Here is a 19,617-nt window from a genome sequence, read left to right as displayed (position 1 = left end):
TGCTGCGAGGCAGCAGGAGGGAACGGCGGAGCCGCGGGTGGTGAGGAGGGAGGGGTCAGCTCTTCACGGCGCCGAGGAGGGCGCCCTTGGTGAAGTGCTTCTGCATGAACGGCAGCACGATCAGGAGGGGGATCGTCGAGACGACGATCATTCCGTACTTGATCAGCTCGCCCAGGCGCTGCGCCGCGGCGTAGGAGTCCATGGCTCCCGAGCCGCCGGCGGACGTGACCTCGGACTGGATGAGCACGTTGCGCAGCACCAGCTGGAGCGGGTACTTGCTCTCGTCGTCGAGGTAGATGAGGGCGTCGAAGAAGGCGTTCCAGTTGGCCACGAGGTGGATCATGATCATCAGGAAGATCAGCGGCTTCGACAGCGGCAGGACGATGCTGAAGAAGAAGCGGAAGTCGCTCGCGCCGTCCATCTGCGCCGCGTCCCGCAGCTCCCCGGGCACGTTGTTCTCGAAGAAGGAGCGGGCGATGATCAGGTTCCAGACGCCGACCGCTCCCGGGAGGACCACCGCCCAGATGCTGTCGAGCAGCCCGAGATCGCGCACCACGAGGTAGCGGGCGATGAGGCCTCCGTCGATGAACATCGTGACGATGAACAGCAGGAGGAAGAAGGTCCTCCCGTAGAGGTCCTTCCGCGACAGCGCGTAGGCGGCGCAGAGGATCGTCGCGACGCTGATCGCGGTGCCGACGACCGTGTAGAGGACCGAGTTGCCGAAGCCCTGCCAGATCGCCCCGTCCGAGAAGATCCGGGCGTAGCCCTCGAGCGTGAAGCCCTCGGGCCAGAGCCAGACGTTGCCGTTCAGGATCTGGGACGGCTCGCTGAACGAGGCGATGACGATGAAGTACATCGGGTAGACGATCGCGACGATCGCCAGCAGCAGCACGGTGATGGCCACCGTGTTGAAGACGGGGTCCGCGATGCGTCCGCGGGTCGGAGGGGCGGGCTGCCTGCGCGAGGACGGTGCGGTCCGGGGGCGGACGGCGGGCTCGGGGCGGAGGGTCTGGGTCATGTCGTCGTCACCACAGGCTCGATTGGCCCGCCCGGCGGGCGACCTGGTTGAAGGTCGCCAGGAGGACGAGGTTGATCAGGGAGTTGAACAGGCCGATCGCGGCCGAGTAGCTGAACTGCGCTTGCTGCAGGCCCGCCTTGTAGACGTAGGTCTGGATGACCTCGGAGGTCGGCAGGTTGAGGTCGGTCTGCATGAGCAGCACCTTCTCGAAGCCGAGGTTGAAGAGGTTGCCGATGGCGAGGATGAACAGGATCGTGATCACCGGCATGATCCCGGGGATGTCGATGTGCCGGATCCGCTGCCGCTTGCTCGCTCCGTCGACGCGGGCGGCCTCGTGGAGCGCCGGGTCGATCGCCGTCAGTGCGGCGAGGTAGACGATCATCGAGAAGCCGGCGTTCTGCCAGATGTCGGAGCCGATGTAGAGGGGCCGGAACCACTCCGGCGACCCCATGAAGAACACCGGTTCGCCGCCGAGCGCCACGATCGCGCTGTTCACGATGCCGGAGCGCGGCGAGAACAGCAGGTGGATCATCCCGACTACGACCACGACCGAGATGAACGACGGCGAGTAGAGCACGGTCTGGGTGAACTTCTTGAACCGCTCGCTCTGCAGCTGGTTCACGATCAGCGCCAGCACGATCGGCACCGGGAACGCGATCAGCAGGCCGAGCGCGTTCACCGTGAGCGTGTTCTCGATGAGCCGCCCGAACTGGAACGACGTCACGAAGCGGGTGAAGTTGTCCAGGCCCACCCACGGACTGCCCGAGAAGCCCAGCGACGGGTTGTAGTCGCGGAAGGCGATCTGCGCGCCGTACATCGGCCAGTACTTGAAGAGCAGGACGAAGACGACCGCGGGAGTCAGTAGTACGTATAACTGCCAGGACCGCAGGGCTCGTCGGAGATGCGAGCCGAGGCGCTGCCTCGGACTCAGGAGGCGCCGGGGTCGGGCGACCCGGGCGGGGGACTGCGTTGCCGTCATGCGCGCACCTTTGCACTCGCCACCGATCCGCGGAGGACCGGTGAGCATTCGAGGGGATGGAGTCGGGGCTCCTCGCGGTTCTCGGCGAGGAGGAGGGAGACGGCCTCTCGGGCCATGCGCTCGTAGGGCAGCGCCATGGTCGTCAGGCCGGGGTCGAGGTAGGGGGCGACCGTGTCCTGGTCGTCGAAGCCGACGATCGAGACGTCGTGGGGGACCCGCAGTCCGCGGGCTTCGAGGGCGCGGTACGCGCCCCACGCGGTCCGGTCGTTGCCGCAGAAGATCGCGGTGGGGGCGTCGTGCTCGTCGAGCAGCTCGGCGGTGAGCTCGAGCCCGTCCTCGACGACGCCCGTCCCGTAGCGGACGAGCCGGGGGTCTGCGGCGAGTCCGGCGTCCTCGAGCGCGCGGCGGTAGCCCTCGCGTCGGCCGATGCCGGCGGGGAGCGTGCTCTGGGGCGACTGGATGTCGATGTAGCCGATCCGCTCGTGGCCCGCCTCGATCAGCTGGCGGGTGGCGACGTAGCCGCCGTCCACCTCGTCCGGGAAGACGCTCGAGAAGCGGCCGCCCAGCGACTGGGCGTTGGCGACGACCGTGGGGACGCCGGCGAGCGCCTCCGGGACCTCGAGGACCTGGTGGTACATCGAGGCGTAGATGACGCCGAGCACCCGGTACGACAGCATCATGTCGATCGCCGACGCCTCGAGGGCCTGCTCGCCGAAGGTGTCGACGCTGAGGATGATGTGCCCGCTCTCCCAGGCCTGCATCTGCGCGCCCTTGAGCAGGCGTCCGGCGAACGGCGAGCTGGCGACCTCGTCCGAGACGAAGCCGACGATGCCGGACTGCCCGCTGCGGAGGGACTTCGCGAACGCGTTCGTGCGGTAGTCGAGAGCGGCGACCGCCTCCATGACGCGGGTGCGGGTGGCCTCGGTCACGCGGTTGCTCGGAGCGTTGTTCAGCACGAGGGACACGGTCGCCTGCGAGACGCCGGCGCGTTCCGCCACCTGCCGCATCGTCGCGGTGCGTCGAGCCATGTCCACCTCCTCGTGGTCCTCGTTATTCGTATAACTGGACGGTACACACGCGTCCCCCCGCCGTCAAGAACGAATCGGCAGGAGGTCCGTGCGGTCGCCCGACTCGCGTCCGGGCGAGAGGCGGGGGTCTCATCCGGTGCGCGCGCGCCGTCCGTCGTCGTCCGTGCCCGGCGGGCGCCGTCGCAGCAGTACGACCCCCGTCAGCACCTGCCACGCCGTGATCGAGTACACGGCCAGGCGCTCCCAGACCCCGTCCGGCAGCAGGTCGAAGCCGGTCGTCCCCGAGTCGATCCGGAGCAGGATCAGCGCCGCGAGCCCGACGGCGCCGAGCGCGCTGCTCGCGATCGCGTAGGACCGGGGCAGCTGGTGGCGGCGGGCGGTCGCGCCGGCGGCGATCGAGGCGGCGTTCCCTCCGATGATCGCGAGGGCCGCCCCGAGGACGTGCAGCCAGCCGATCCCGCTCTCGGCGCTCGCCCGGCTCCCGTGCACGACTCCGATCAGCGCGCTGCCGACGGCGAAGGCGGCCGCGGGAGCGAGGAGCGCCCGCCACCGCCCGCCGGGCACGGCGCGCGCCGAGACGATCGCGGCGGCGAGGTAGAGCAGGCCCTGCAGCACGAAGGCCGTGTTCATCACGGCGCTCAGGGGCGAGTCGATCGCGCGTCCCTGGTAGAGCTCGACGTCGGGGACTCCGAGGTCGCTGATGTAGTTCGTGGCGTAGCTGTAGCCGGGGAACGCGGCCGCCGCGATCGCCTCGCCGCCGACGTAGACGACGGCGCCGAGCAGCCACAGCACGCCGGCCGCCCGGGCGAGTGAGCGTCGAGAGGTCACGAGGCGACGAGGGACAGGAGCGTCGAGAGGATCCCGAGCACGACACCGGCCCCGAAGAGGATCAGGCCCGTCAGCCGCAGCGCCCGCACGGCGTCGCTCCAGCGGTGCAGCCGGATCCGCTCGGGGTCCTCCTCGCGGTAGTGCACCTCCCGCTGATCGGATCCGACGGGCGCGAGGGGGTCGCCCGAGGTCAGCGGATGCGAGCGCACCTCGCCGGCGCGCGTCACCCAGTGCAGAGAGCGCGGGGGTCCGTCCTCGAGGTACGCGGTCGTCGGCAGCCAGCGCCCGTCGATCAGCGCCGCGACGAACGCCGCGAGGAGGAACAGGAGGCCGAGCGGAGCCGCGGTCAGCGACACCGCCTCGAGGATCGTCTCCAGCATCCGATGCCTCTCCTCGTCGTCGGACCACGAGAGTAGCGAGTGCGCCCTGAGTGGAGCGTGGAGTCAGAGCAGGTCGCGGAGCGCTTCGAACGTGCGGTCGGGATCCTCGAGGTGCAGGTCGTGGTGCAGGCCGGCGAGCCGGCGGACGCCCCAGCCGAGGTGCTCCAGCGATCCGACGAGTGCGTCGGGGATCACGGAGGGGGACTCGTCCGACAGGACGAGGGTGGAGGGCACGGCCGGCGGCGCGGCGGCGAGCGGATGGAAGGCGACGTCGCGGAACACCCCGATCGCCATCGTCCGGTCGAACCGCTCCTGGGCGTGCGCGACGAGCACCCGGGCGTCCGGGTCGAGCGGAGTCGCCGCTCCGCTGCGGCGTGCGCGGAGCGCCTGGGCGACGCCGAGGCTCACGAGCGGGACGAGCCAGAACAGGCGTCCGGCGACTCCCGTGGTCGGCAGGGCGAGCTGGAATCCGGGGTCGAGGTAGATCGCGCGGGACGGCGCGAGGCGCTCGACGGCCCGGACGAGGACCGGTCCGCCGAGGGAGTGCCCGACGATGCTGTGGAGGCCGGCGGGGAGGGTCTCGACCAGATCGTCGGCCAGCGCCTCGAGCCCGTACGACGCGGCGCGGTCGCTGCTCCCGTGCCCGCGCAGATCGACGGTGGTCACCGTGCACCGCCCGTCCGCGAGCATCCGGTCGATCAGCGGCCGCCACGTCGCTCCGCTCGCGCCGAGCCCGTGCACGAGCCCCACCGTCACCGGGCCTGAGCCGTACGTGTCCGTGCTCAACCTCATGGACCCATACTCCTCCGGGGCGGGGTCATGCGGGCGGCGTGCTCTCGTGGAGCCGGCTCTCCAGCTCTGCGACGAGCTCCATGCAGCGGAGGCGGGCGGGGGAGAAGTCGTACGGCATCCTCCCGACGGCCTCGACCGCGCTCATCTCTCTTCCGCCCTCGACGCCGTCGGGATGTGCGGCGTCCCACTCGTCGAAGAGCGCCTCGTCGTCCTGATCCTGGCCGGAGGCCGCGATCACGGCCTGCAGCACCTGCTCGAAGGCGTGCCGCTCGGCGGCGACCTGCGCCACGCGGGGATCGTCGACGGCGACCGCGTCGTCGAGCGCCTCCTCCGCGGCCTCCACGCGGTCCGACTCCTCCCGCAGGCCCGGACGGGTGGCCAGAGCGAGGAACCGGCCGGCCTGGACGGCGGCGCCGAGCGGGCCGAGGATCCGCTCGGTGACCAGCAGGGTGTCGAGGTCCGCCTGCCGCAGCGCGCCCTCGGGCACGCTCTCGAGACGGCGGATCACGAGGTCCGAGAGCAGTCCCGCCCGGCTGCCGCTGCCGCGCATGCTCCGCACGGCGGCGCGCTGCCGTCGCAGCTCCTCCTCCTGCGCGGCGAGGCTCCGCTCGAGCCGTTCCAGCACGGCTCGAGCCCCGTCAGCGAGCGCCGCGTCGGCGAAGGCGTCGCGGATGTCGTCGAGCGCGATCCCGGCCTCGGCCATCCGCCGGATCCACAGCAGCCGGATCATCTGCTCGTAGCCGTACCGGCGGCGGCCGTCGGCTCCCCGCTCGGGCTCCGGGAGCAGCCCGATCCCGTGGTAGTGCCGGATCGCTCGCGGAGTGGTGCCGACGAACGCGGCCGCGTCGCCGATCATGACCTGGCGGGGCGGGATGAGGGACGGGTGCATGGCGGGAGCCTTCCTCGAGTGGACGTGGGTCCAGCGCACCACATGACGCTACGAGAGGAGCAAGACGGCCGCCCTGCCGCCGCGGAGGGGTCTGAGCCGAGGTCGAGCCGCAGCCTCGTCCGCGGAATCGTGTTCAGAACGAAGGAAGGATGGTCGAACGGTGGCGTGGACACGCGCCCCCGCCGCCCGCTCGAGCGCATCCTTCCTTCGTCGTGAACGCGGAGTCCGGCGCCCGGACTCCGCTCAGCGTCAGGCCGGGCCCTCGGTCATCCAGCGCTGGAACGTCACGAGCATGTCCTTGTTGGTCTGCGACGGCACCACGTGGCCGTACTGGCCGCCCGCGCCCGAGTGCGACAGGAGCGACACCTCCTTGGCGACCGGAAGCGCGCGGCGGTAGAGGCGGGCCGAGTGCTTCTCGTAGGGGACGACCTGGTCCTCGGGCGAGCCGCTGATGCGCAGGCGCGTCTTCGCCCAGACCGACTGCGGCAGGTAGATCGGGTTGGTCGCCTTCACCTTGGCCGGGTCGTTGCCGTAGGCGGGCAGCACGCTCTCGGGCCGGCGGAGGAGGACGTCCTCCATGTCGTACACGCCGCTCGCGTGGTACGCCCCGCGGATGTTGGGGACCATCCGCTTGCCGTACGCGTAGCAGAGCAGCGCGCCGCCTCCGGAGTTCGAGCGGAGGAACGAGACGGACACCTTCCAGAGCTTCTGGACGTAGGCGGTCGCGTTCCGCTGCGCCTGCAGGGCCGTCTCGCTGGTCCAGACGCTGCCGCCGTAGTTCGGGCAGATGCAGACCATGCCCTGGTCCACGACCTGGTCGGCGGTGTACTGGAACGCGCCGGACAGGGCCGCGTAGCTGCTCCCGTTCGCGTGGTAGTACCAGAGGAAGCCGGCGCCGCGGGTCAGGCTGGGCGGTGTCGCGTGCGGGACGAAGAGGCGCGTGCGGTCGCCCGAGATCACGACGTCGATGACCTCGTACTTCTTCTTGCCGAAGCGGGACGTGACGGTGTCGCTCCGCCCGATCTCTCCCGGGAGCTTGGGCACCTTGCTGTAGTTCGGTGCAGCGGAGGCGGGCGTGGCGAAAGTCAGCGCCGCGCCGAGGCCCAGGACGGTGCCGCTGACGAGCGAGCGCCGCGAGAGCGCAGAGGGGATCCGGTCAGGATCGGACATGGTGAGGTCCCTTCGGGAGAGTCGCCTTGCCGACCGCGAGCGGATCGGGAAGTGGGAGGGGTGCGGAGAGCGCCGGGTCCACGCCTCGCCGTTCCAGCGTACCCGCGGGCCTCAGCGCGTTCCAGGGCGGGAGTGGAACTGCCCGCCCCCCGTTCGGCAGCCGGCCGCTCGAGGGGATGAGCAGGGAGCGCGCGCGAAGCGGACCGGGTCATGGCGCAGAGGTCTTGTGCGGCGAGCGGGGGTCTACCATGGACGAACACCCCCGGATACTTCGGTTACCGGTTAGAAGGCCCCGCTTCGGCGGGGCCTTCGGCATTCACGCGTCCCCGTCAGGCCCACGCCGCCGGACGGTGGAAGATCCGGCCGCGGCTGTCGACGAGCTGCGCGGGGAACTGCGAGGCCGCCAAGACGGCGTCCGTGATGTGACCGATGAAGGCCGGCGCGGTTCTGACCAGTTCCTTCGAGCTCCGCGCCGAGGCCATCGGGAAGATGATGCCGAACTCGTGACCCGACTCGCGCAGGATCTCGAGTGGCGGCACCTGGTCGGAGTCGTTCGAGAGGAGCACGGAGATGTCGGCCAGGGATCGATGGGCATCGGCGATCATCCGAGCAGCCAGATGCACATCCGAGCCCTTCTCCTCCACCTTGCGCACCTTGACCTGCACGTACCGCCCCGTCAGCGGATCGACCGTGAGGGGGACGCTGTCCATCCACCGGTTGTCGTTGCGGAACCTCCCGTGATGGATCGACACCGCCGAGTCGGTGCCGAGCGCACGGAGGTACGTCTGCTGGCGGACGGGGGCCTGGACGTCGCCCGACATTCCGGGGCGCACGTTCGCCGTGAAGTAGCGGACGAAGGTGACCTCGTGGTCGGGCATGATCGCCTGGCCGAGCGCCCGCAGATCGAGCCACTTCAGATGCGGCTTGTCGTCGAGGGCGCGACGGTAGAGGTTGAACCCGTCGACGTAGAGGCGCGCCGTCGGCTTCCCTGTCATGACGAGAGAGCCTAGGACCGTCGCCCCGCCTTCCGCGCAGGGCTGTGGACAACGTCCTCAGACGCCGTCCTTCCGCGCGAGGGGACGCTCGCCCGGGGCTGCGCGGGAGGCGGAGCCCGACCGTGGTCTCGGTCAGCTGCGGGGGATCCGGTTGCGAAGGGACCTCGCACCTCCCTCCCGGACTCGTCAGTGCGAGAGCGCGGTCAGCCCGGCAGCCGCAGCAGCCCGCCGGCCGAGCGGATGGTCGCCGCGGCGACCGCCATCGCCCGCGTGAGCACGGCGGCCGGGTCCGCATCAGGCCCGTCGAGCCCGGCGACGACCGCCGAGAACGTCGCGTCGCCCGCTCCCATCGTGTCCACGACCGGTCCCGGGGCGCCGGCGATCGGCACCGAGACGCGCCCCGTCCGCCGCACGAGCGCGGCACCGTGCGGGCCTGCGGTCTCGAGCACTGCGGAGGCGCCCGCCGCGAGGATCCGCTCGGTCGACTCGGCCAGGCCCGTGCCGAAGACCAGCTCGGCGTCCTCCGCTCCCACCTTCACCAGGTCGGCGCGGGCCGAGAGCGCGAGGAGCCCCGCGGCGAAGGCGCCGCGGTCGCGCAGCAGGCCGGGCCGCGGGTTCGCGTCGATCGCGAGCCGGGCGCCCGCGGGCACCAGGGCCTCGAGGGTCGCCACCTCGGCCGCGTCGTCGAACGGGAAGCCGCTGACGACGATCCGCTCGGCGCGGGCGGCGGCCGCGCGCAGCTCGCCGGTCGGCAGGAGGGTGCGCGAGCGCGACGCCTCCGAGAAGGAGTAGCGGGGCTCGCCGTCGGTCCGGTCCGACACCGCCCGGCCCGTGCCCCGCGGCGCCGGCGTGGCGAGGAAGGGGACGCCGTGCGCACGCAGGTGCTCGCGGAGGAGCAGCCCGGCGTCGTCGTCGCCGACCATCCCCGCGAGCAGGGACGGCGTGCCGAGGACGGCCAGGCCGACCGCGACGTTGAGGGCGGAGCCGCCCGGGACGTCGATCGAGGCGGTGGGATCCCGCATCTCGTCGATCAGGAGGTCCCCCAGGACGAGGACGGGCGCGGGGAGGGAGGAGGACATGACGCCTTTCGAGGGGAGGAGCGTGGGCGCGCCGAACGGCGCCCTCGACGGGGCGGAGGAGCGAGGGGATCAGAGAGCGGGTGCCTGCACGGAGTCGCGAGGCACCAGCGGGCAGGGCAGCAGCACCGGGTGCGAGGCGAGGAGGAGCTCCTCGCCCGATCCGCCGATGAGCCGGACGAGCGTGTCGACCGCCCAGGCGCCCATCTCGTAGTGCGGCAGGGCGACGGTGGTGAGCGGCGGGTGGAGGCCCTCGGCGATGATCTCCTGGTTGTCGAACCCGACGACGGAGAGATCGCGCGGGATCTCGAGGTGGAGCTCGGCGGCCGCGCGGTAGGCGCCCATCGCCATGCGGTCGTTGTAGCAGAAGAGGGCGGTGGGCCGGTCGGGGCGGGAGAGGAGCCGGGTGCCGGCGCGGTAGCCGCCGGGGCTCTCCGAGACCTCCTCGACGATCAGCGACTCGTCGACCTCGATGCCCGCCTCGGCGAGCACCTCACGGTACGCCTGGAGGCGGAGCCGGGTCGCGGGCACGTCGTCGCGGTTCGTGAGGAACCCGATCCGGCGGTGCCCGGCGCGCACGAGCTCGCTGACCGCCGCGCGCGCCCCGCCGAGCTCGTCGGGCACGGCCGACGGGATCCGGCCCTCGGTGTCGCGCGCATCGATCAGCACCGACGGGACCGCGTGCAGCGACTCCGGCAGCGAGACCTCGCGGTGGAACATCGTGGCGAAGAGGATGCCGTCGACCTGGTTGTCCATCAGGGTCCGGATGGGGGCGCCGAGATCGCCGGAGTCGCGCATCGTGTTGATCACGACGAGCGTGAGCCCGTGCGCCTGAGCGGCCTCCTGGGCGCCGAGGATGATGCGACCGGCGTGCGGAGTGGTCGCGATCTCCTCGCTGATCAGGCCGATCATCTCGGTCCGCTGCCGGCGGAGGCTGCGCGCGATGCGGTTGGCGCCGTAGCCCAGCCGGGCCGCGGTGGCGCGGACCCGCTCGCGGGTCTCGTCGCTCGCGCGCGCCGACTCCACGTCGTTGAGGATGTGGGAGACGGTCGTCACGGAGACGCCCGCCTCGCGAGCGACGTCGCGGATGCCGACTGCCTTAGGGGTCACGTCTCCCACATCCCTCATCGCTCGAACGTCGAGACTATCGCCGCGCGCCCGCTCATCCCTTGACCGCGCCCAGCGTGAGCCCGGCGACGATGTGCCGCTGCAGCACGAGCGTGAGCAGGATCACGGGGAGGGAGTAGAGGACGGCCAGCGCGGTCATCGCACCCCAGTCGAGCCCGAACTGCGTCTGGAAGTTCGCGATGACGATCGGAGTCGTCTGCGCGCGCACCGCGGTGAGCAGCAGCGCGAAGAGGAACTCGTTCCACGAGGCGAGGAACGCGAAGATCGCGGTGACCGCGACTCCGCCCGCCGTCACGGGGATCACGACGCGCCACAGCGCGCCGAGCCGCGACGCTCCGTCGATCTTCGCCGCCTCCTCGAGCTCGCCGGGGACCGCCTCGAAGAAGCTCGACATGAGCCAGATCGAGAGCGGGAGCGAGATCGTGGTGTGCGCGATCGCCAGGGCGAGCGAGGTGTCGGCGATGCCGAGAGTGCGGAAGATCGAGATCATCGGGGCGCCGACGACGATCGGCGGCACCATCCGCATCACGAGCGCGCCGACGATGAAGATGCGCCCGAGCCGCGTGCGGAAGCGGGTCACCGCGTAGGCCGCGGGGATCGCCAGCACGAGCGAGACGGCGGTGCTGAGGACCGCGGTCACGATGCTGTTGATGAACGAGGCGACGACTCCGTCGCGGCTGAGCGCCGCCACGTAGTTGTCGAGCGTCCACTGCGTGGGCAGGATCCGCGGGGGGACCGCGATCGTCTCGAGCGGCGTCTTGAGCGACGTCAGCAGCATGTAGACGAACGGGAATCCGTAGAGGACGACGGCGAGGGCGAGCGCGATCCAGATGATCGCGCGGGGGCCGACGCGGGTGGCTTCGAGTCCGTTCACGAGGTGCTCTCTCCTCCGGGTCGCCAGATCGTGAGGATCGCGACGAGGGCGACGGTCAGCATGACGACGAGGTACACCGTGCCCATCGCGCTCGCGAGCCCCGGATCGCCGAACCGGATCATGGTGCGGTAGATCAGCAGCGACATCGTCTCGGTGCTCTGCTGCGGTCCGCCGTTGGTCTGGATGAGGATGACGTCGAACGCCCGGGCGGCGTCGATCCCGCGCAGGATCAGCGCGACCGCGATCACCGGCCGCAGCAGCGGGATGACGATGCGGAAGAGGATCGCCGGGTAGCGGGCGCCGTCCAGGCGCGCGGCCTCGATCACGTCTCCGGGGATGTTCTGCAGGCCCGCGAACAGCACGAGCGTGACGAACGAGGTGGTCAGCCAGATGTCGGGGATCGCGACCGAGAACAGGGCGATCGACGGGTCGCTCAGCCAGGCGATCTGACCCGGCGAGGACAGGATGCCGACGCGGCTCAGGACCTCGTTGACGATGCCGAAGTTGTCGATCAGGAGGAAGCGCCAGAGCAGTCCGGCGACGATCGGAGCGATCATCAGCGGGTACAGGAAGATCGTGCGGAAGACCCGCGAGGCGTCGCCCAGCGCGGTGAACAGCAGCGCGACTCCGAGGCCCAGCACGAACTCGAGCGTCACGACCACGATCGTGTAGACGAGGGTGCGCCACGAGGCGTTGAGGAAGTCGGGCGAGCCGAAGGCGGTCGCGTAGTTGCCGAGGCCGACGAACTCGCGGCTGCCGGCGATCGGGTCGATCTCGAAGAAGGAGTCGCCGACGAACTGCAGCAGCGGCCAGCCGACGAAGGCGGCGAGGAACAGGGCCGCCGGCACCATCAGCAGGGCGGCGAAGCGGCGGTCGGTGAGGGCGCGGCGCGGGGGCCGGCGCCGGGCCGGGGAGGTCCCCGACCGGGCGCCGCGCGCGGTGCTCACCTCGGTGGCGGAGGTCACTCGGCCACCAGCGACTCGACCTGCTGCTTCGCGTCGTCGAGCAGGGCCTGGTTGTCGGCTCCGGGCTCGACGGCCTTCTGCAGCATCGGCACGAGCACGGTGTCGACGATCTGCTGCCACTCGGCGACCGCGGGGCGGGGGAGCGTGGCGGGCGCCTGGAGCGTCTCGAGCAGGGGGCCGTAGTTCTCGTAGCCCTCGACGGTGGAGTACTTCTCGAGCACCGAGATGCGCGAGGCGAGGCCCAGGCTCGAGTCGGCGCTGAGCTCGTTGTTGTCGAAGGCGTACTGCACGAACTCGAGCGCCTTCTCCTGCTTCTCGCTCGCCTTCGCGACCGAGAGGTACCAGGCGCCGGGGACGCCCGCGGGGCCGGCCTCGCCGCCGATCATCGGAGCGACGCCCACGTTGCCGGCGACGGCCGCGTCGGCCGGGATCTGGCGGTAGGCGTGCGCCCAGAAGCGCATCATCGCGGTCTTGCCCTGGTTGAACAGGTTCTGCGCGCCGGCCCAGTCGAGCTGAGCGGCTCCGGGCGGGGCGTAGGGGAGGAGGCTCGTGTAGAAGTCGAGCGCCTCCTTGCTGTTCTCGTCGCCCAGCGAGACGGCGCCGTCGGTGTCGGTGACCATGGTGGTCTCGCCGGTCTGCGACAGGGTGGCGAGCCACTCCGTCTCGACCGCGCCCTTGACGTCGGTGCCGTAGAGGTCGGGCGTGCCGTCGCCGTCGGTGTCCTGCGTGAAGAACTCGGCGGCGTCGGTGTACTGCTCCCAGGTGGTGGGCGGCACGAGGTCGTAGCCGTACTCGGCCTTGAAGGCCGTCTTCTGCGCCTCGTCCTCGAAGAGGTCCTTGCGGTAGTAGAGGATCTCGGAGTTGGTCCAGGCCGGCATGCCGACCTTGCTGCCGTCGACGGTCGCCTCGGAGACGAGCGAGGGGAACAGGTCGGACGTGACCTCGTCGGTGTAGAGGTCGTCGAGCGGAGTGACGGCGCCGGCGAACGCGGGCAGCCAGATCGCGTCGAGCGCGGCGACGTCGAACGAGACGCTGCCCGAGGAGAACTCGCTGTTGAGGCGGTTGTAGAGGCCGTCGTAGGGGAGCTCGACGAACTCGATCGAGGTGCCGGTCTCCTCGGTGTACTGGTCGGCGATGGGCTGCAGCTCGCCGTGGCCGCCGGCCTCGACGAGGACGGTCACAGTGCCGGCGTCGCCGGACGCGCCGGTGCCGCCGCCGGCGCCGCAGCCGGCGAGGACGGTGGTGGCGGTGAGGGCGGCGGCGCCGATCACGAGGAGGCGGCGGGCGGGTCGGGGGGAAGGTCTGCGAAGCGACATCACTTCGGCTCCAATCGAAAGCACTGCGGGAGGGGGAGCGGCCGCTGTCGAGGCGACCGCACGACGACAGCATGCATCGGATGCGCGCGATTGACAATACGTTTTGCCAAAACGTATTGTCACGATATGACCAGCACCTCCCCCCTCGGCCTCGAGCGCGCCGACGCCCTCCGCCCGCGGATCCACTTCACCGCCGAGTCCGGCTGGATCAACGATCCGCACGGGCTGACCTTCCACGACGGCCGCTACCACCTCTTCCACCAGTACGTCCCGGGCAGCACGGTCTGGGCTCCGAACTGCCACTGGGGCCACGCGGTCGCGACCGACCTCCTGCACTGGGAGCACCGCCCCGTCGCCCTCGCCCCCGGCGACGGAGACGGCGGCATCTGGACGGGCAGCCTCGTCGTGGCCGAGGACGGAGCGCGGATCCTCTACACCTCGACCGTCGAGGCGGACTACGCGCTCGGCCGGGTCCGCGTCGCCCGGCCGGTCGACGAGAGCTGGGACGAGTGGGAGAAGGGGGACGTGCTCATCGAGCCGCCCGCCGACCCGGACGTGGTGGTGTTCCGCGACCCCTTCGTGCTCCGCGAGGGCGACGGCTGGCGCATGTTCGTCGGCGCGGGCACCGCGGCGGGCGAGGCGCTCGCGATCACCTACACGTCGAGCGACCTCGACTCGTGGCAGCACGACGGAGTCGCCGCGCGCCGCTCCTCCGCCGAGCGCGAGCCCGTGTGGACGGGCGCGCTCTGGGAGTGCCCGCAGGTGGTCGAGGTCGACGGCCGGCACGTGCTGATCAGCTCCGTCTGGGACGACGACGTCCTCCACTACGCGGCCTACGGCATCGGCGACTACGCCGACGGACGCTTCGAGGCGCGCGACTGGGGGCGGCTCAGCTTCGGCGACTCCTACTACGCCCCCTCGTTCTTCCGCGACGAGGACGGGCGGCCGTGCCTGATGGTCTGGATGCGCGGTGTCGCCGACGCCGAGGCCGGCTGGAGCAGCGCGCTGAGCCTGCCGCACCTGCTCGCGATCCGCGACGAGCGCCTCGTGCTGCTGCCGCACCCGGCGTGGGCGGGAGGTCGGTCCGTCGAGACCGAGGGGCCGCTCGACGGCCCCGTGCGCCTCGACTGGACGCCGGAGGCCCCGGGCGACCGCCTCGAGATCGCCCCGTCGTCCGCGCTCGTGTGGAGCGGCTCCGAGCTCGTGCTCGAGCGGGCCGGCTCGGAGCCGTGGACGGCACCGCACGCGGGCGGGCCTGTCGCGGTGGCCGTGGACGGACCGGTGCTGGAGGCCGTGACGACCGCCGGAGTGCTGGGCGGGCCGATCGAGCCGGCCACCGGCGTCCGCGTGCTCGGCGGCCGGGTCGAGGCGCGCGCGATCGACTGATCCGCCGGCCTCGTGCGGGTCAGGACGCCGAGGCGGTGAGCTCCGCGCGGAGGATCTCGGCGCCGGCGGTCAGCGCGCTCAGCTTCCCGTGGGCGACCGCGCGAGGCAGGGGAGCCATGCCGCAGTTCGAGCTCGGCAGGAGGTCCGCCGCGTCGACGAACCGCAGTGCATCGCGGAGGGTGCCGGCGACCTCCTCCGGGGTCTCGACGGTCTCGCTCGCCACGTCGATCGCGCCGAGCATGACCTTCTTGCCGCGGAGGAGTTCGAGGAGCTCCATCGGGACGTGGGAGTGGTGGCATTCGAGGGACACGATGTCGAGGGTGGAGCGCTGCAGGAGCGGGAACGACGTCTCGTACTGGCGCCACTCCGGCCCGAGGGTCCGCTTCCAGTCGGTGTTCGCCTTGATCCCGTAGCCGTAGCAGATGTGCACGGCCGTCTGGGCGCGCAGCCCCTCCGCCGCTCTCTCCAGGACGGCGACCCCCCAGTCCCGCACGTCGTCGTGGAAGACGGTGAACGCCGGCTCGTCGAACTGGATGATGTCGACCCCGGCGGCCTCGAGCTCCCTCGCCTCCTCGTTGAGGATCGCCGCGAACTCCCAGGCCAGCTTCTCCCGGCTCCCGTAGTAGCGGTCGGCGAGGGTGTCGATCATGGTCATCGGTCCGGGGAGGGCCCACTTGATCGGCTGGGACGTGTGCCGGCGGAGGAACGCCGCGTCGTCGACGAACACGGGCCGCTCACGGCTCACGGCACCGACGACGGTCGGCACGCTCGCGTCGTACCGGTCCCGGATCCGCACCGTCTCGCGGTTCACGTGGTCCACTCCGGCGAGGTGCTCGATGAAGGTCGTGACGAAGTGCTGCCGGGTCTGCTCTCCGTCGCTGATGATGTCGATGCCGCGTCGGTGCTGCTCGTGGGCGGCGATGCGCAGGGCGTCCTGCTTGCCCTCGACCAGCTCGTCGCCCTCGAGCTTCCAGGGGGACCACAGCGTCTCCGGCTCGGCGAGCCAGGAGGGCTTGGGCAGGCTGCCGGCGATGGAGGTGGGCAGGAGAGTGTTCACGGGTGGCGATCCTTCTCTGATCAGCGGGCGGGGGTCCGGTGCTCCGCCGCCCAGGCGTCCAGCAGCTCCCGGTGCGGCTCGATGAAGTGCTCCGCCGTGTAGGCGCCCTGCTCGACGGCGAGGCGATCGCGTTCGGCGCGGTCGTAGTCGATCCGCGTCCGCGAGTAGTCCTGCTGCTGGAGGCTCGGCCGGAACAGGTCCGCCGCCGCGGAGTTCGTGTTGTAGATCTCCGGGCGGTAGATCTTCTGGAACGTCTCCATCGTGCTGATCGTGCCGATCAGCTGGAGGTTCGAGTGGTCGTTGAGCAGGTCGCCGCGGAAGTAGTACGCGAGCGGCGCGACGGAGCCGGGTGCCAGGAAGTACCGGACCTGCAGCCCCATCCGGCCGAAGTACTCGTCGGTCAGGGACCGCTCGTCCTGCCGGTACTCCACGCCGAGGATCGGGTGGTGGTTCGGGGTGCGGTGGTAGGTCCTGCTCGTCGACACGCTGATGCAGATGACGGGCGGCGCCGAGAAGCGCTCCCGGTACGCGTCGGACTCGAGGAAGCTCTGGAACAGGGCGCCGTGCAGATCGCCGAAGTCCTCGGGGACGGTGAACTCCTCCGCACCCGTGTTCGCGGCCGGCAGTCGCACGCTGAAGTCGAAGTCGCGGACGTAGGACGAGAAGTTGTTCCCGACGATCCCGTGGTGGCGCACACCGGTCAGCCTGTCGACGATCCGCACGTCGAGGACCTCGAGGAGAGGGAAGTCGCGGACCGCCTCCTCGGCGGGGAACCCCACCTCGACCGAGACGATCTCGAGCTGGACGGTGTAGCGGTCCCGACCGGGGTTGTCCCAGTGGGCGAGGTCGTTGAACCGGCGGTCGATCATCGTCAGGGCGTTGCGGAGGTTCTGCCTGCGGTGCTCGCCCCGGGCGAGGTTGGCGAAGTTCGTGGTGCTCCGAGAGCTGGTCGACGGGGTGTAGTCCTCGTCGAAGCAGGTCGTGGTGATCCTGAAGGTGACGTCGTTCGCCATGAGCGCCCAATCCGATGATCAGCAGGCCGCACCGGCCCTGAGGGAAGCGTGCGGACCCAGAGTGCCCGTCACACGGAGGCATCGAAGAATCCGGCGCGACTATGCCGGGGTATAGTCCCGCCCTATGGCACGACGAACGGGCGGGATCTCGCTCCAGCAGCTCCACTACTTCGTCGAGGTCGCCTCCGAGGGGTCGATCTCCGCTGCGGCCGACCTGCTCTACGTCGCTCAGCCGACCATGTCCGCGGCGATGAAGGATCTCGAGACGCGGGTGGGACGCGCCCTCCTCGTCCGCTCCGCCCGCGGGGTCGCCCTCACCACGGACGGTGCCGAGTTCCTCGGCTACGCCCGGCAGGTCATCGAGCAGGTGGCGCTCCTCGAGCAGCGCTACCTGGGGCGGCCGCCGTCGCGTCGCCTGCTCGGGGTGTCCACGCAGCACTACTCGTTCGCCGTCGACGCCTTCGTGCGGATGGTCAGGAGCACGGAGGGGGAGAAGTACGAGTTCTCCCTGCGCGAGACCCGCACCCGGGACATCATCGAGGACGTCCGCACTCTGCGCAGCGAGCTGGGGATCCTGTACCGCAACGACTTCAACCGGGACGTCATCGACAAGATCCTCCGCGACGCGGGGCTCGCCTTCCATCCCCTCTTCCTCGCCCTGCCGCACATCTTCGTCTCGCGGAGGAACCCGCTGGCCTCGCGCGAGCGGGTGACCCTCGCGGATCTCGCCGATCTGCCGCGGCTCACCTTCGACCAGGGGGCGGACAACTCCTTCTACTTCGCCGAGGAGATCCTCTCCACGCTGTCGAGCGACCGGGAGATCCGCGTGTCCGACCGGGCGACGATCTTCAATCTGATGATCGGCCTCGACGGGTACACCATCTCGACCGGCATCATCAGCGACGACCTCGACCCGGCCATCGTCGCCGTCCCGCTCGACGTCGACGAGCGGATCGAGATCGGCTGGATCGGTCACTCCGCCATCCCTCTCACCGAGCAGGCGCGGCGCTACCTGACCGAGCTGCGGGCCGTGGTGACCGAGGGTGGCATCACCCTGCTCGGGTGAGCGGCACGGCGCGGCCGCCCGTGCGGCCGGAACCGCTGCTTCGGCGTGCCGTCGCGGTTCCGCTCGCCCGCGCGGCTCACCCTCGAGAGCCCGCACGCCGGCGACATCGAGGCCGTGCCCAGGATCTGCGGAACCGGCCCCGAGCACCACGCCGGGGGCGCGGCGAGCCCCTCCCTCCGCGGGGTCAGCTCGGGATCGACGGGGTCGCCCGCACCGCGTTCACGGCGCGGTCGGCGACGACCTCGTCCTCGGTGCCGGAATCGAGGATCGTGTTGCGCGTCGACGCCGGGTCCACGAGGACCGTCGTCAGCGGGAGCCGATCCGAGGTCGCGGTCGAGAGCAGCGCGTCGACCTGCGCCTCGAAGGCGGATCCGCCCGAGGCGGCGCGGACGTCCTTGCCCACGATGTGGTTGCCCGAGACCTGGTTGCCGGTGCCGCCGACCAGGCGGACGATCACCGGCGCGGATCCCTCCGGGCGCACCTTCCGGGCGTCCACCACCTCCGAGACGTGGTTCGCGAGCACGGAGTTGTCGCTGCCGTCGATCCGGACGAGGCCGAAGTCGTCGTCGCGGCCGTTGTCGATGCCGAGGAACGGCGTCCACGGCTCGTGGTCGCGCAGCAGGTGGTTCGAGGCGACGAGGTTCTCGGAGCTGCCCTCGTCGAGCAGCACCATGCCGGGGTAGAAGGAGTGCAGGCGGTTGGCGACGACGCTCGAGCGCGTGACTCCGCTCAGGTGCACGCTGCTCGCACCCCGGGGGAACACGTTGTTCGCGGTGATCAGCAGCCCGCCGTGGTTCTCGGCTCGGATGGAGTGCCCGTGCGGGCCGGCGCCGAGCAGGTTGTCGGTGATCTTCGACGCCTGGCCCCAGCCGAGCAGCTCGATGCAGCTGCCGCTCTCGGCGAGGAAGTTGTCGTGGATCGAGAGCGCGTCGGCGTGGTGGATCGTCAGCGCGTGCTCGAGGTAGACGAAGCCCATGCCGGTGACCCGGAAGGAGTCGTTGGCGCTCGTGACGAGGATGCCCGTGCGGCGGTTCACGTAGGTGTTCTCGGGGTGGACGTCCGTGCCGTCGGCCTCGAAGTGCATCCCGTCGAGGCAGAAGTCGACGAACTCGACCGAGCTGATCCGCGGGCTGCCCTCGCGGCGGACGAGGAACGCGGCGCCCTCCTCCTGCGTGGCGCCTCCCTCCAGCAGCACCTGGATGCGGCTGCCGCCGGGCCACAGCTCGTGCAGGTCGGGCCACTCCGCCTCGGGCACGTTGAACCGGATGCTGGAGGAGGTGAAGCCGTGGCCGGAGCCCTGGATGCGCAGATAGCTGATGTCGATGACGACCTGCGTGCGCAGCGGGTAGTCGCCCGGCGGGAGGTGGATGACGGCGCCGGGCCTGCCGCCCTGCTGCTCGTCGGTGGCGGTCTGACGGCTCCGGACGTCGTCGAGGATGCTGTTCAGCACCTCGCCGACGTCGCGGGTCGGATCGCCGACGGGCCAGGTCGTGACGTCGTACTGGAAGGGGCCGGGCATCGGTGCTCGCTCTCGTGTGCTGGGGGTGCGGCGTGCGGAGGAGGGAACGCGGTGCTCCGGATCGAGGAGCCCGCGGGTGGTGCTCGCTCCGCAGTGCTGTGGCGACAAAACGATTTGTCACGACCGACTGTAGGACCA

Annotated in this window: 19 protein-coding genes; 2 read left to right on the top strand and 17 right to left on the bottom strand. The window is 70.8% G+C overall.

The genetic code is table 11. From position 1 onward, the window contains the following. Positions 1 to 55 precede the first annotated feature (55 nt). From LRG51_RS11295 to LRG51_RS11230, 14 genes are all read right to left on the bottom strand, one after another. Entirely contained in the window at positions 56 to 1,018 is a 963-nt protein-coding gene (locus tag LRG51_RS11295) for a carbohydrate ABC transporter permease (protein ID WP_107574038.1), read from the bottom strand. A 7-nt stretch (positions 1,019 to 1,025) separates the two neighbouring features. Continuing rightward, positions 1,026 to 1,997, bottom strand: coding sequence for an ABC transporter permease (locus LRG51_RS11290; protein WP_230672803.1), 972 nt, complete (start codon positions 1,995 to 1,997; stop codon positions 1,026 to 1,028). Next, positions 1,994 to 3,025 carry a LacI family DNA-binding transcriptional regulator gene (locus tag LRG51_RS11285; RefSeq protein WP_230672802.1) on the bottom strand — a complete coding sequence of 344 codons (1,032 nt, stop codon included), beginning with the start codon at positions 3,023 to 3,025 and terminating at the stop codon, positions 1,994 to 1,996. The genes LRG51_RS11290 and LRG51_RS11285 overlap by 4 nt, the downstream gene beginning before the upstream one ends. A gap of 129 nt (positions 3,026 to 3,154) precedes the next feature. Continuing rightward, complete coding sequence (locus LRG51_RS11280; protein WP_230672801.1) at positions 3,155 to 3,853, bottom strand: DUF998 domain-containing protein; 699 nt, start codon at positions 3,851 to 3,853, stop codon at positions 3,155 to 3,157. Beyond that, a complete protein-coding gene (locus LRG51_RS11275; RefSeq protein WP_055784793.1) occupies positions 3,850 to 4,233 on the bottom strand; it encodes a hypothetical protein in 384 nt (127 codons plus the stop codon). Before LRG51_RS11275 ends, LRG51_RS11280 begins: the two co-directional genes overlap by 4 nt. 63 nt (positions 4,234 to 4,296) lie before the next feature. Further along, positions 4,297 to 5,025, bottom strand: a complete 729-nt coding sequence (locus tag LRG51_RS11270) for an alpha/beta fold hydrolase (RefSeq protein WP_230672800.1) — start codon at positions 5,023 to 5,025, stop codon at positions 4,297 to 4,299. A gap of 25 nt (positions 5,026 to 5,050) precedes the next feature. After that, positions 5,051 to 5,914: a MerR family transcriptional regulator gene (locus LRG51_RS11265; protein ID WP_230672799.1), complete on the bottom strand. Its 864-nt coding sequence runs from the start codon at positions 5,912 to 5,914 to the stop codon at positions 5,051 to 5,053. A gap of 249 nt (positions 5,915 to 6,163) precedes the next feature. Further along, complete coding sequence (locus tag LRG51_RS11260; RefSeq protein WP_230672798.1) at positions 6,164 to 7,084, bottom strand: alpha/beta hydrolase family protein; 921 nt, start codon at positions 7,082 to 7,084, stop codon at positions 6,164 to 6,166. 329 nt (positions 7,085 to 7,413) lie between these two features. Continuing rightward, entirely contained in the window at positions 7,414 to 8,079 is a 666-nt protein-coding gene (locus LRG51_RS11255; protein WP_230672797.1) for an NYN domain-containing protein, read from the bottom strand. Between the two features lie 203 nt (positions 8,080 to 8,282). Further along, the gene (locus tag LRG51_RS11250; protein WP_230672796.1) at positions 8,283 to 9,158 is read right to left on the bottom strand and encodes a PfkB family carbohydrate kinase; all 876 of its coding nucleotides are present in this window, start codon (positions 9,156 to 9,158) and stop codon (positions 8,283 to 8,285) included. 69 nt (positions 9,159 to 9,227) lie between these two features. Next, positions 9,228 to 10,265, bottom strand: coding sequence for a LacI family DNA-binding transcriptional regulator (locus LRG51_RS11245; RefSeq protein ID WP_230672795.1), 1,038 nt, complete (start codon positions 10,263 to 10,265; stop codon positions 9,228 to 9,230). A 52-nt stretch (positions 10,266 to 10,317) separates the two neighbouring features. Further along, positions 10,318 to 11,157, bottom strand: a complete 840-nt coding sequence (locus tag LRG51_RS11240) for a carbohydrate ABC transporter permease (protein WP_056868938.1) — start codon at positions 11,155 to 11,157, stop codon at positions 10,318 to 10,320. Continuing rightward, a complete protein-coding gene (locus LRG51_RS11235) occupies positions 11,154 to 12,008 on the bottom strand; it encodes a carbohydrate ABC transporter permease (protein ID WP_077222346.1) in 855 nt (284 codons plus the stop codon). The genes LRG51_RS11240 and LRG51_RS11235 overlap by 4 nt, the downstream gene beginning before the upstream one ends. A gap of 110 nt (positions 12,009 to 12,118) precedes the next feature. Beyond that, entirely contained in the window at positions 12,119 to 13,438 is a 1,320-nt protein-coding gene (locus LRG51_RS11230; protein ID WP_230672794.1) for an ABC transporter substrate-binding protein, read from the bottom strand. Positions 13,439 to 13,564: 126 nt separating this feature from the next. Between LRG51_RS11230 and LRG51_RS11225 the strand changes: the two genes are divergently transcribed. Next, on the top strand, positions 13,565 to 14,824 hold the full coding sequence (locus LRG51_RS11225; RefSeq protein ID WP_230672793.1) for a glycoside hydrolase family 32 protein: 1,260 nt from the start codon (positions 13,565 to 13,567) through the stop codon (positions 14,822 to 14,824). 19 nt (positions 14,825 to 14,843) lie between these two features. Here LRG51_RS11225 and LRG51_RS11220 read toward each other — a convergent pair whose 3' ends face one another. Together LRG51_RS11220 and LRG51_RS11215 are read right to left on the bottom strand one after the other, a co-directional pair. After that, on the bottom strand, positions 14,844 to 15,881 hold the full coding sequence (locus tag LRG51_RS11220; RefSeq protein ID WP_230672792.1) for a methionine synthase: 1,038 nt from the start codon (positions 15,879 to 15,881) through the stop codon (positions 14,844 to 14,846). Positions 15,882 to 15,901: 20 nt separating this feature from the next. Next, entirely contained in the window at positions 15,902 to 16,894 is a 993-nt protein-coding gene (locus LRG51_RS11215; protein ID WP_230672791.1) for a putative oxygenase MesX, read from the bottom strand. A gap of 124 nt (positions 16,895 to 17,018) precedes the next feature. On the opposite strand from LRG51_RS11215, the gene LRG51_RS11210 reads away from it, so the two are divergent. After that, complete coding sequence (locus LRG51_RS11210) at positions 17,019 to 17,960, top strand: LysR family transcriptional regulator (RefSeq protein WP_055784840.1); 942 nt, start codon at positions 17,019 to 17,021, stop codon at positions 17,958 to 17,960. Positions 17,961 to 18,144: 184 nt separating this feature from the next. Here the strand turns inward: LRG51_RS11210 and LRG51_RS11205 are convergent, their stop codons facing one another. After that, a complete protein-coding gene (locus LRG51_RS11205; protein ID WP_230672790.1) occupies positions 18,145 to 19,479 on the bottom strand; it encodes a NosD domain-containing protein in 1,335 nt (444 codons plus the stop codon). Between the last annotated feature and the right edge of the window lie 138 nt (positions 19,480 to 19,617).

It is taken from the genome of Rathayibacter sp. Leaf248 (assembly GCF_920939495.1).
Lineage (GTDB): Bacteria > Actinomycetota > Actinomycetes > Actinomycetales > Microbacteriaceae > Rathayibacter > Rathayibacter caricis.
Note: the sequence above shows the minus strand (reverse complement) of the source record. Positions and strands in the feature narration are given on the sequence as shown.

Excerpts from the sequence above, each read along its gene's own strand:
- LRG51_RS11255 (WP_230672797.1), bottom strand. The coding sequence starts at position 8,079 with ATGACAGGGAAGCCGACGGCGCGCCTCTACGTCGACGGGTTCAACCTC.
- LRG51_RS11250 (WP_230672796.1), bottom strand. The coding sequence starts at position 9,158 with ATGTCCTCCTCCCTCCCCGCGCCCGTCCTCGTCCTGGGGGACCTCCTG.
- LRG51_RS11265 (WP_230672799.1), bottom strand. The coding sequence starts at position 5,914 with ATGCACCCGTCCCTCATCCCGCCCCGCCAGGTCATGATCGGCGACGCG.
- LRG51_RS11235 (WP_077222346.1), bottom strand. The coding sequence starts at position 12,008 with ATGGTGCCGGCGGCCCTGTTCCTCGCCGCCTTCGTCGGCTGGCCGCTG.
- LRG51_RS11270 (WP_230672800.1), bottom strand. The coding sequence starts at position 5,025 with ATGAGGTTGAGCACGGACACGTACGGCTCAGGCCCGGTGACGGTGGGG.
- LRG51_RS11210 (WP_055784840.1), top strand. The coding sequence starts at position 17,019 with ATGGCACGACGAACGGGCGGGATCTCGCTCCAGCAGCTCCACTACTTC.
- LRG51_RS11290 (WP_230672803.1), bottom strand. The coding sequence starts at position 1,997 with ATGACGGCAACGCAGTCCCCCGCCCGGGTCGCCCGACCCCGGCGCCTC.
- LRG51_RS11230 (WP_230672794.1), bottom strand. The coding sequence starts at position 13,438 with ATGTCGCTTCGCAGACCTTCCCCCCGACCCGCCCGCCGCCTCCTCGTG.
- LRG51_RS11225 (WP_230672793.1), top strand. The coding sequence starts at position 13,565 with ATGACCAGCACCTCCCCCCTCGGCCTCGAGCGCGCCGACGCCCTCCGC.
- LRG51_RS11260 (WP_230672798.1), bottom strand. The coding sequence starts at position 7,084 with ATGTCCGATCCTGACCGGATCCCCTCTGCGCTCTCGCGGCGCTCGCTC.
- LRG51_RS11275 (WP_055784793.1), bottom strand. The coding sequence starts at position 4,233 with ATGCTGGAGACGATCCTCGAGGCGGTGTCGCTGACCGCGGCTCCGCTC.
- LRG51_RS11295 (WP_107574038.1), bottom strand. The coding sequence starts at position 1,018 with ATGACCCAGACCCTCCGCCCCGAGCCCGCCGTCCGCCCCCGGACCGCA.
- LRG51_RS11215 (WP_230672791.1), bottom strand. The coding sequence starts at position 16,894 with ATGGCGAACGACGTCACCTTCAGGATCACCACGACCTGCTTCGACGAG.
- LRG51_RS11285 (WP_230672802.1), bottom strand. The coding sequence starts at position 3,025 with ATGGCTCGACGCACCGCGACGATGCGGCAGGTGGCGGAACGCGCCGGC.
- LRG51_RS11205 (WP_230672790.1), bottom strand. The coding sequence starts at position 19,479 with ATGCCCGGCCCCTTCCAGTACGACGTCACGACCTGGCCCGTCGGCGAT.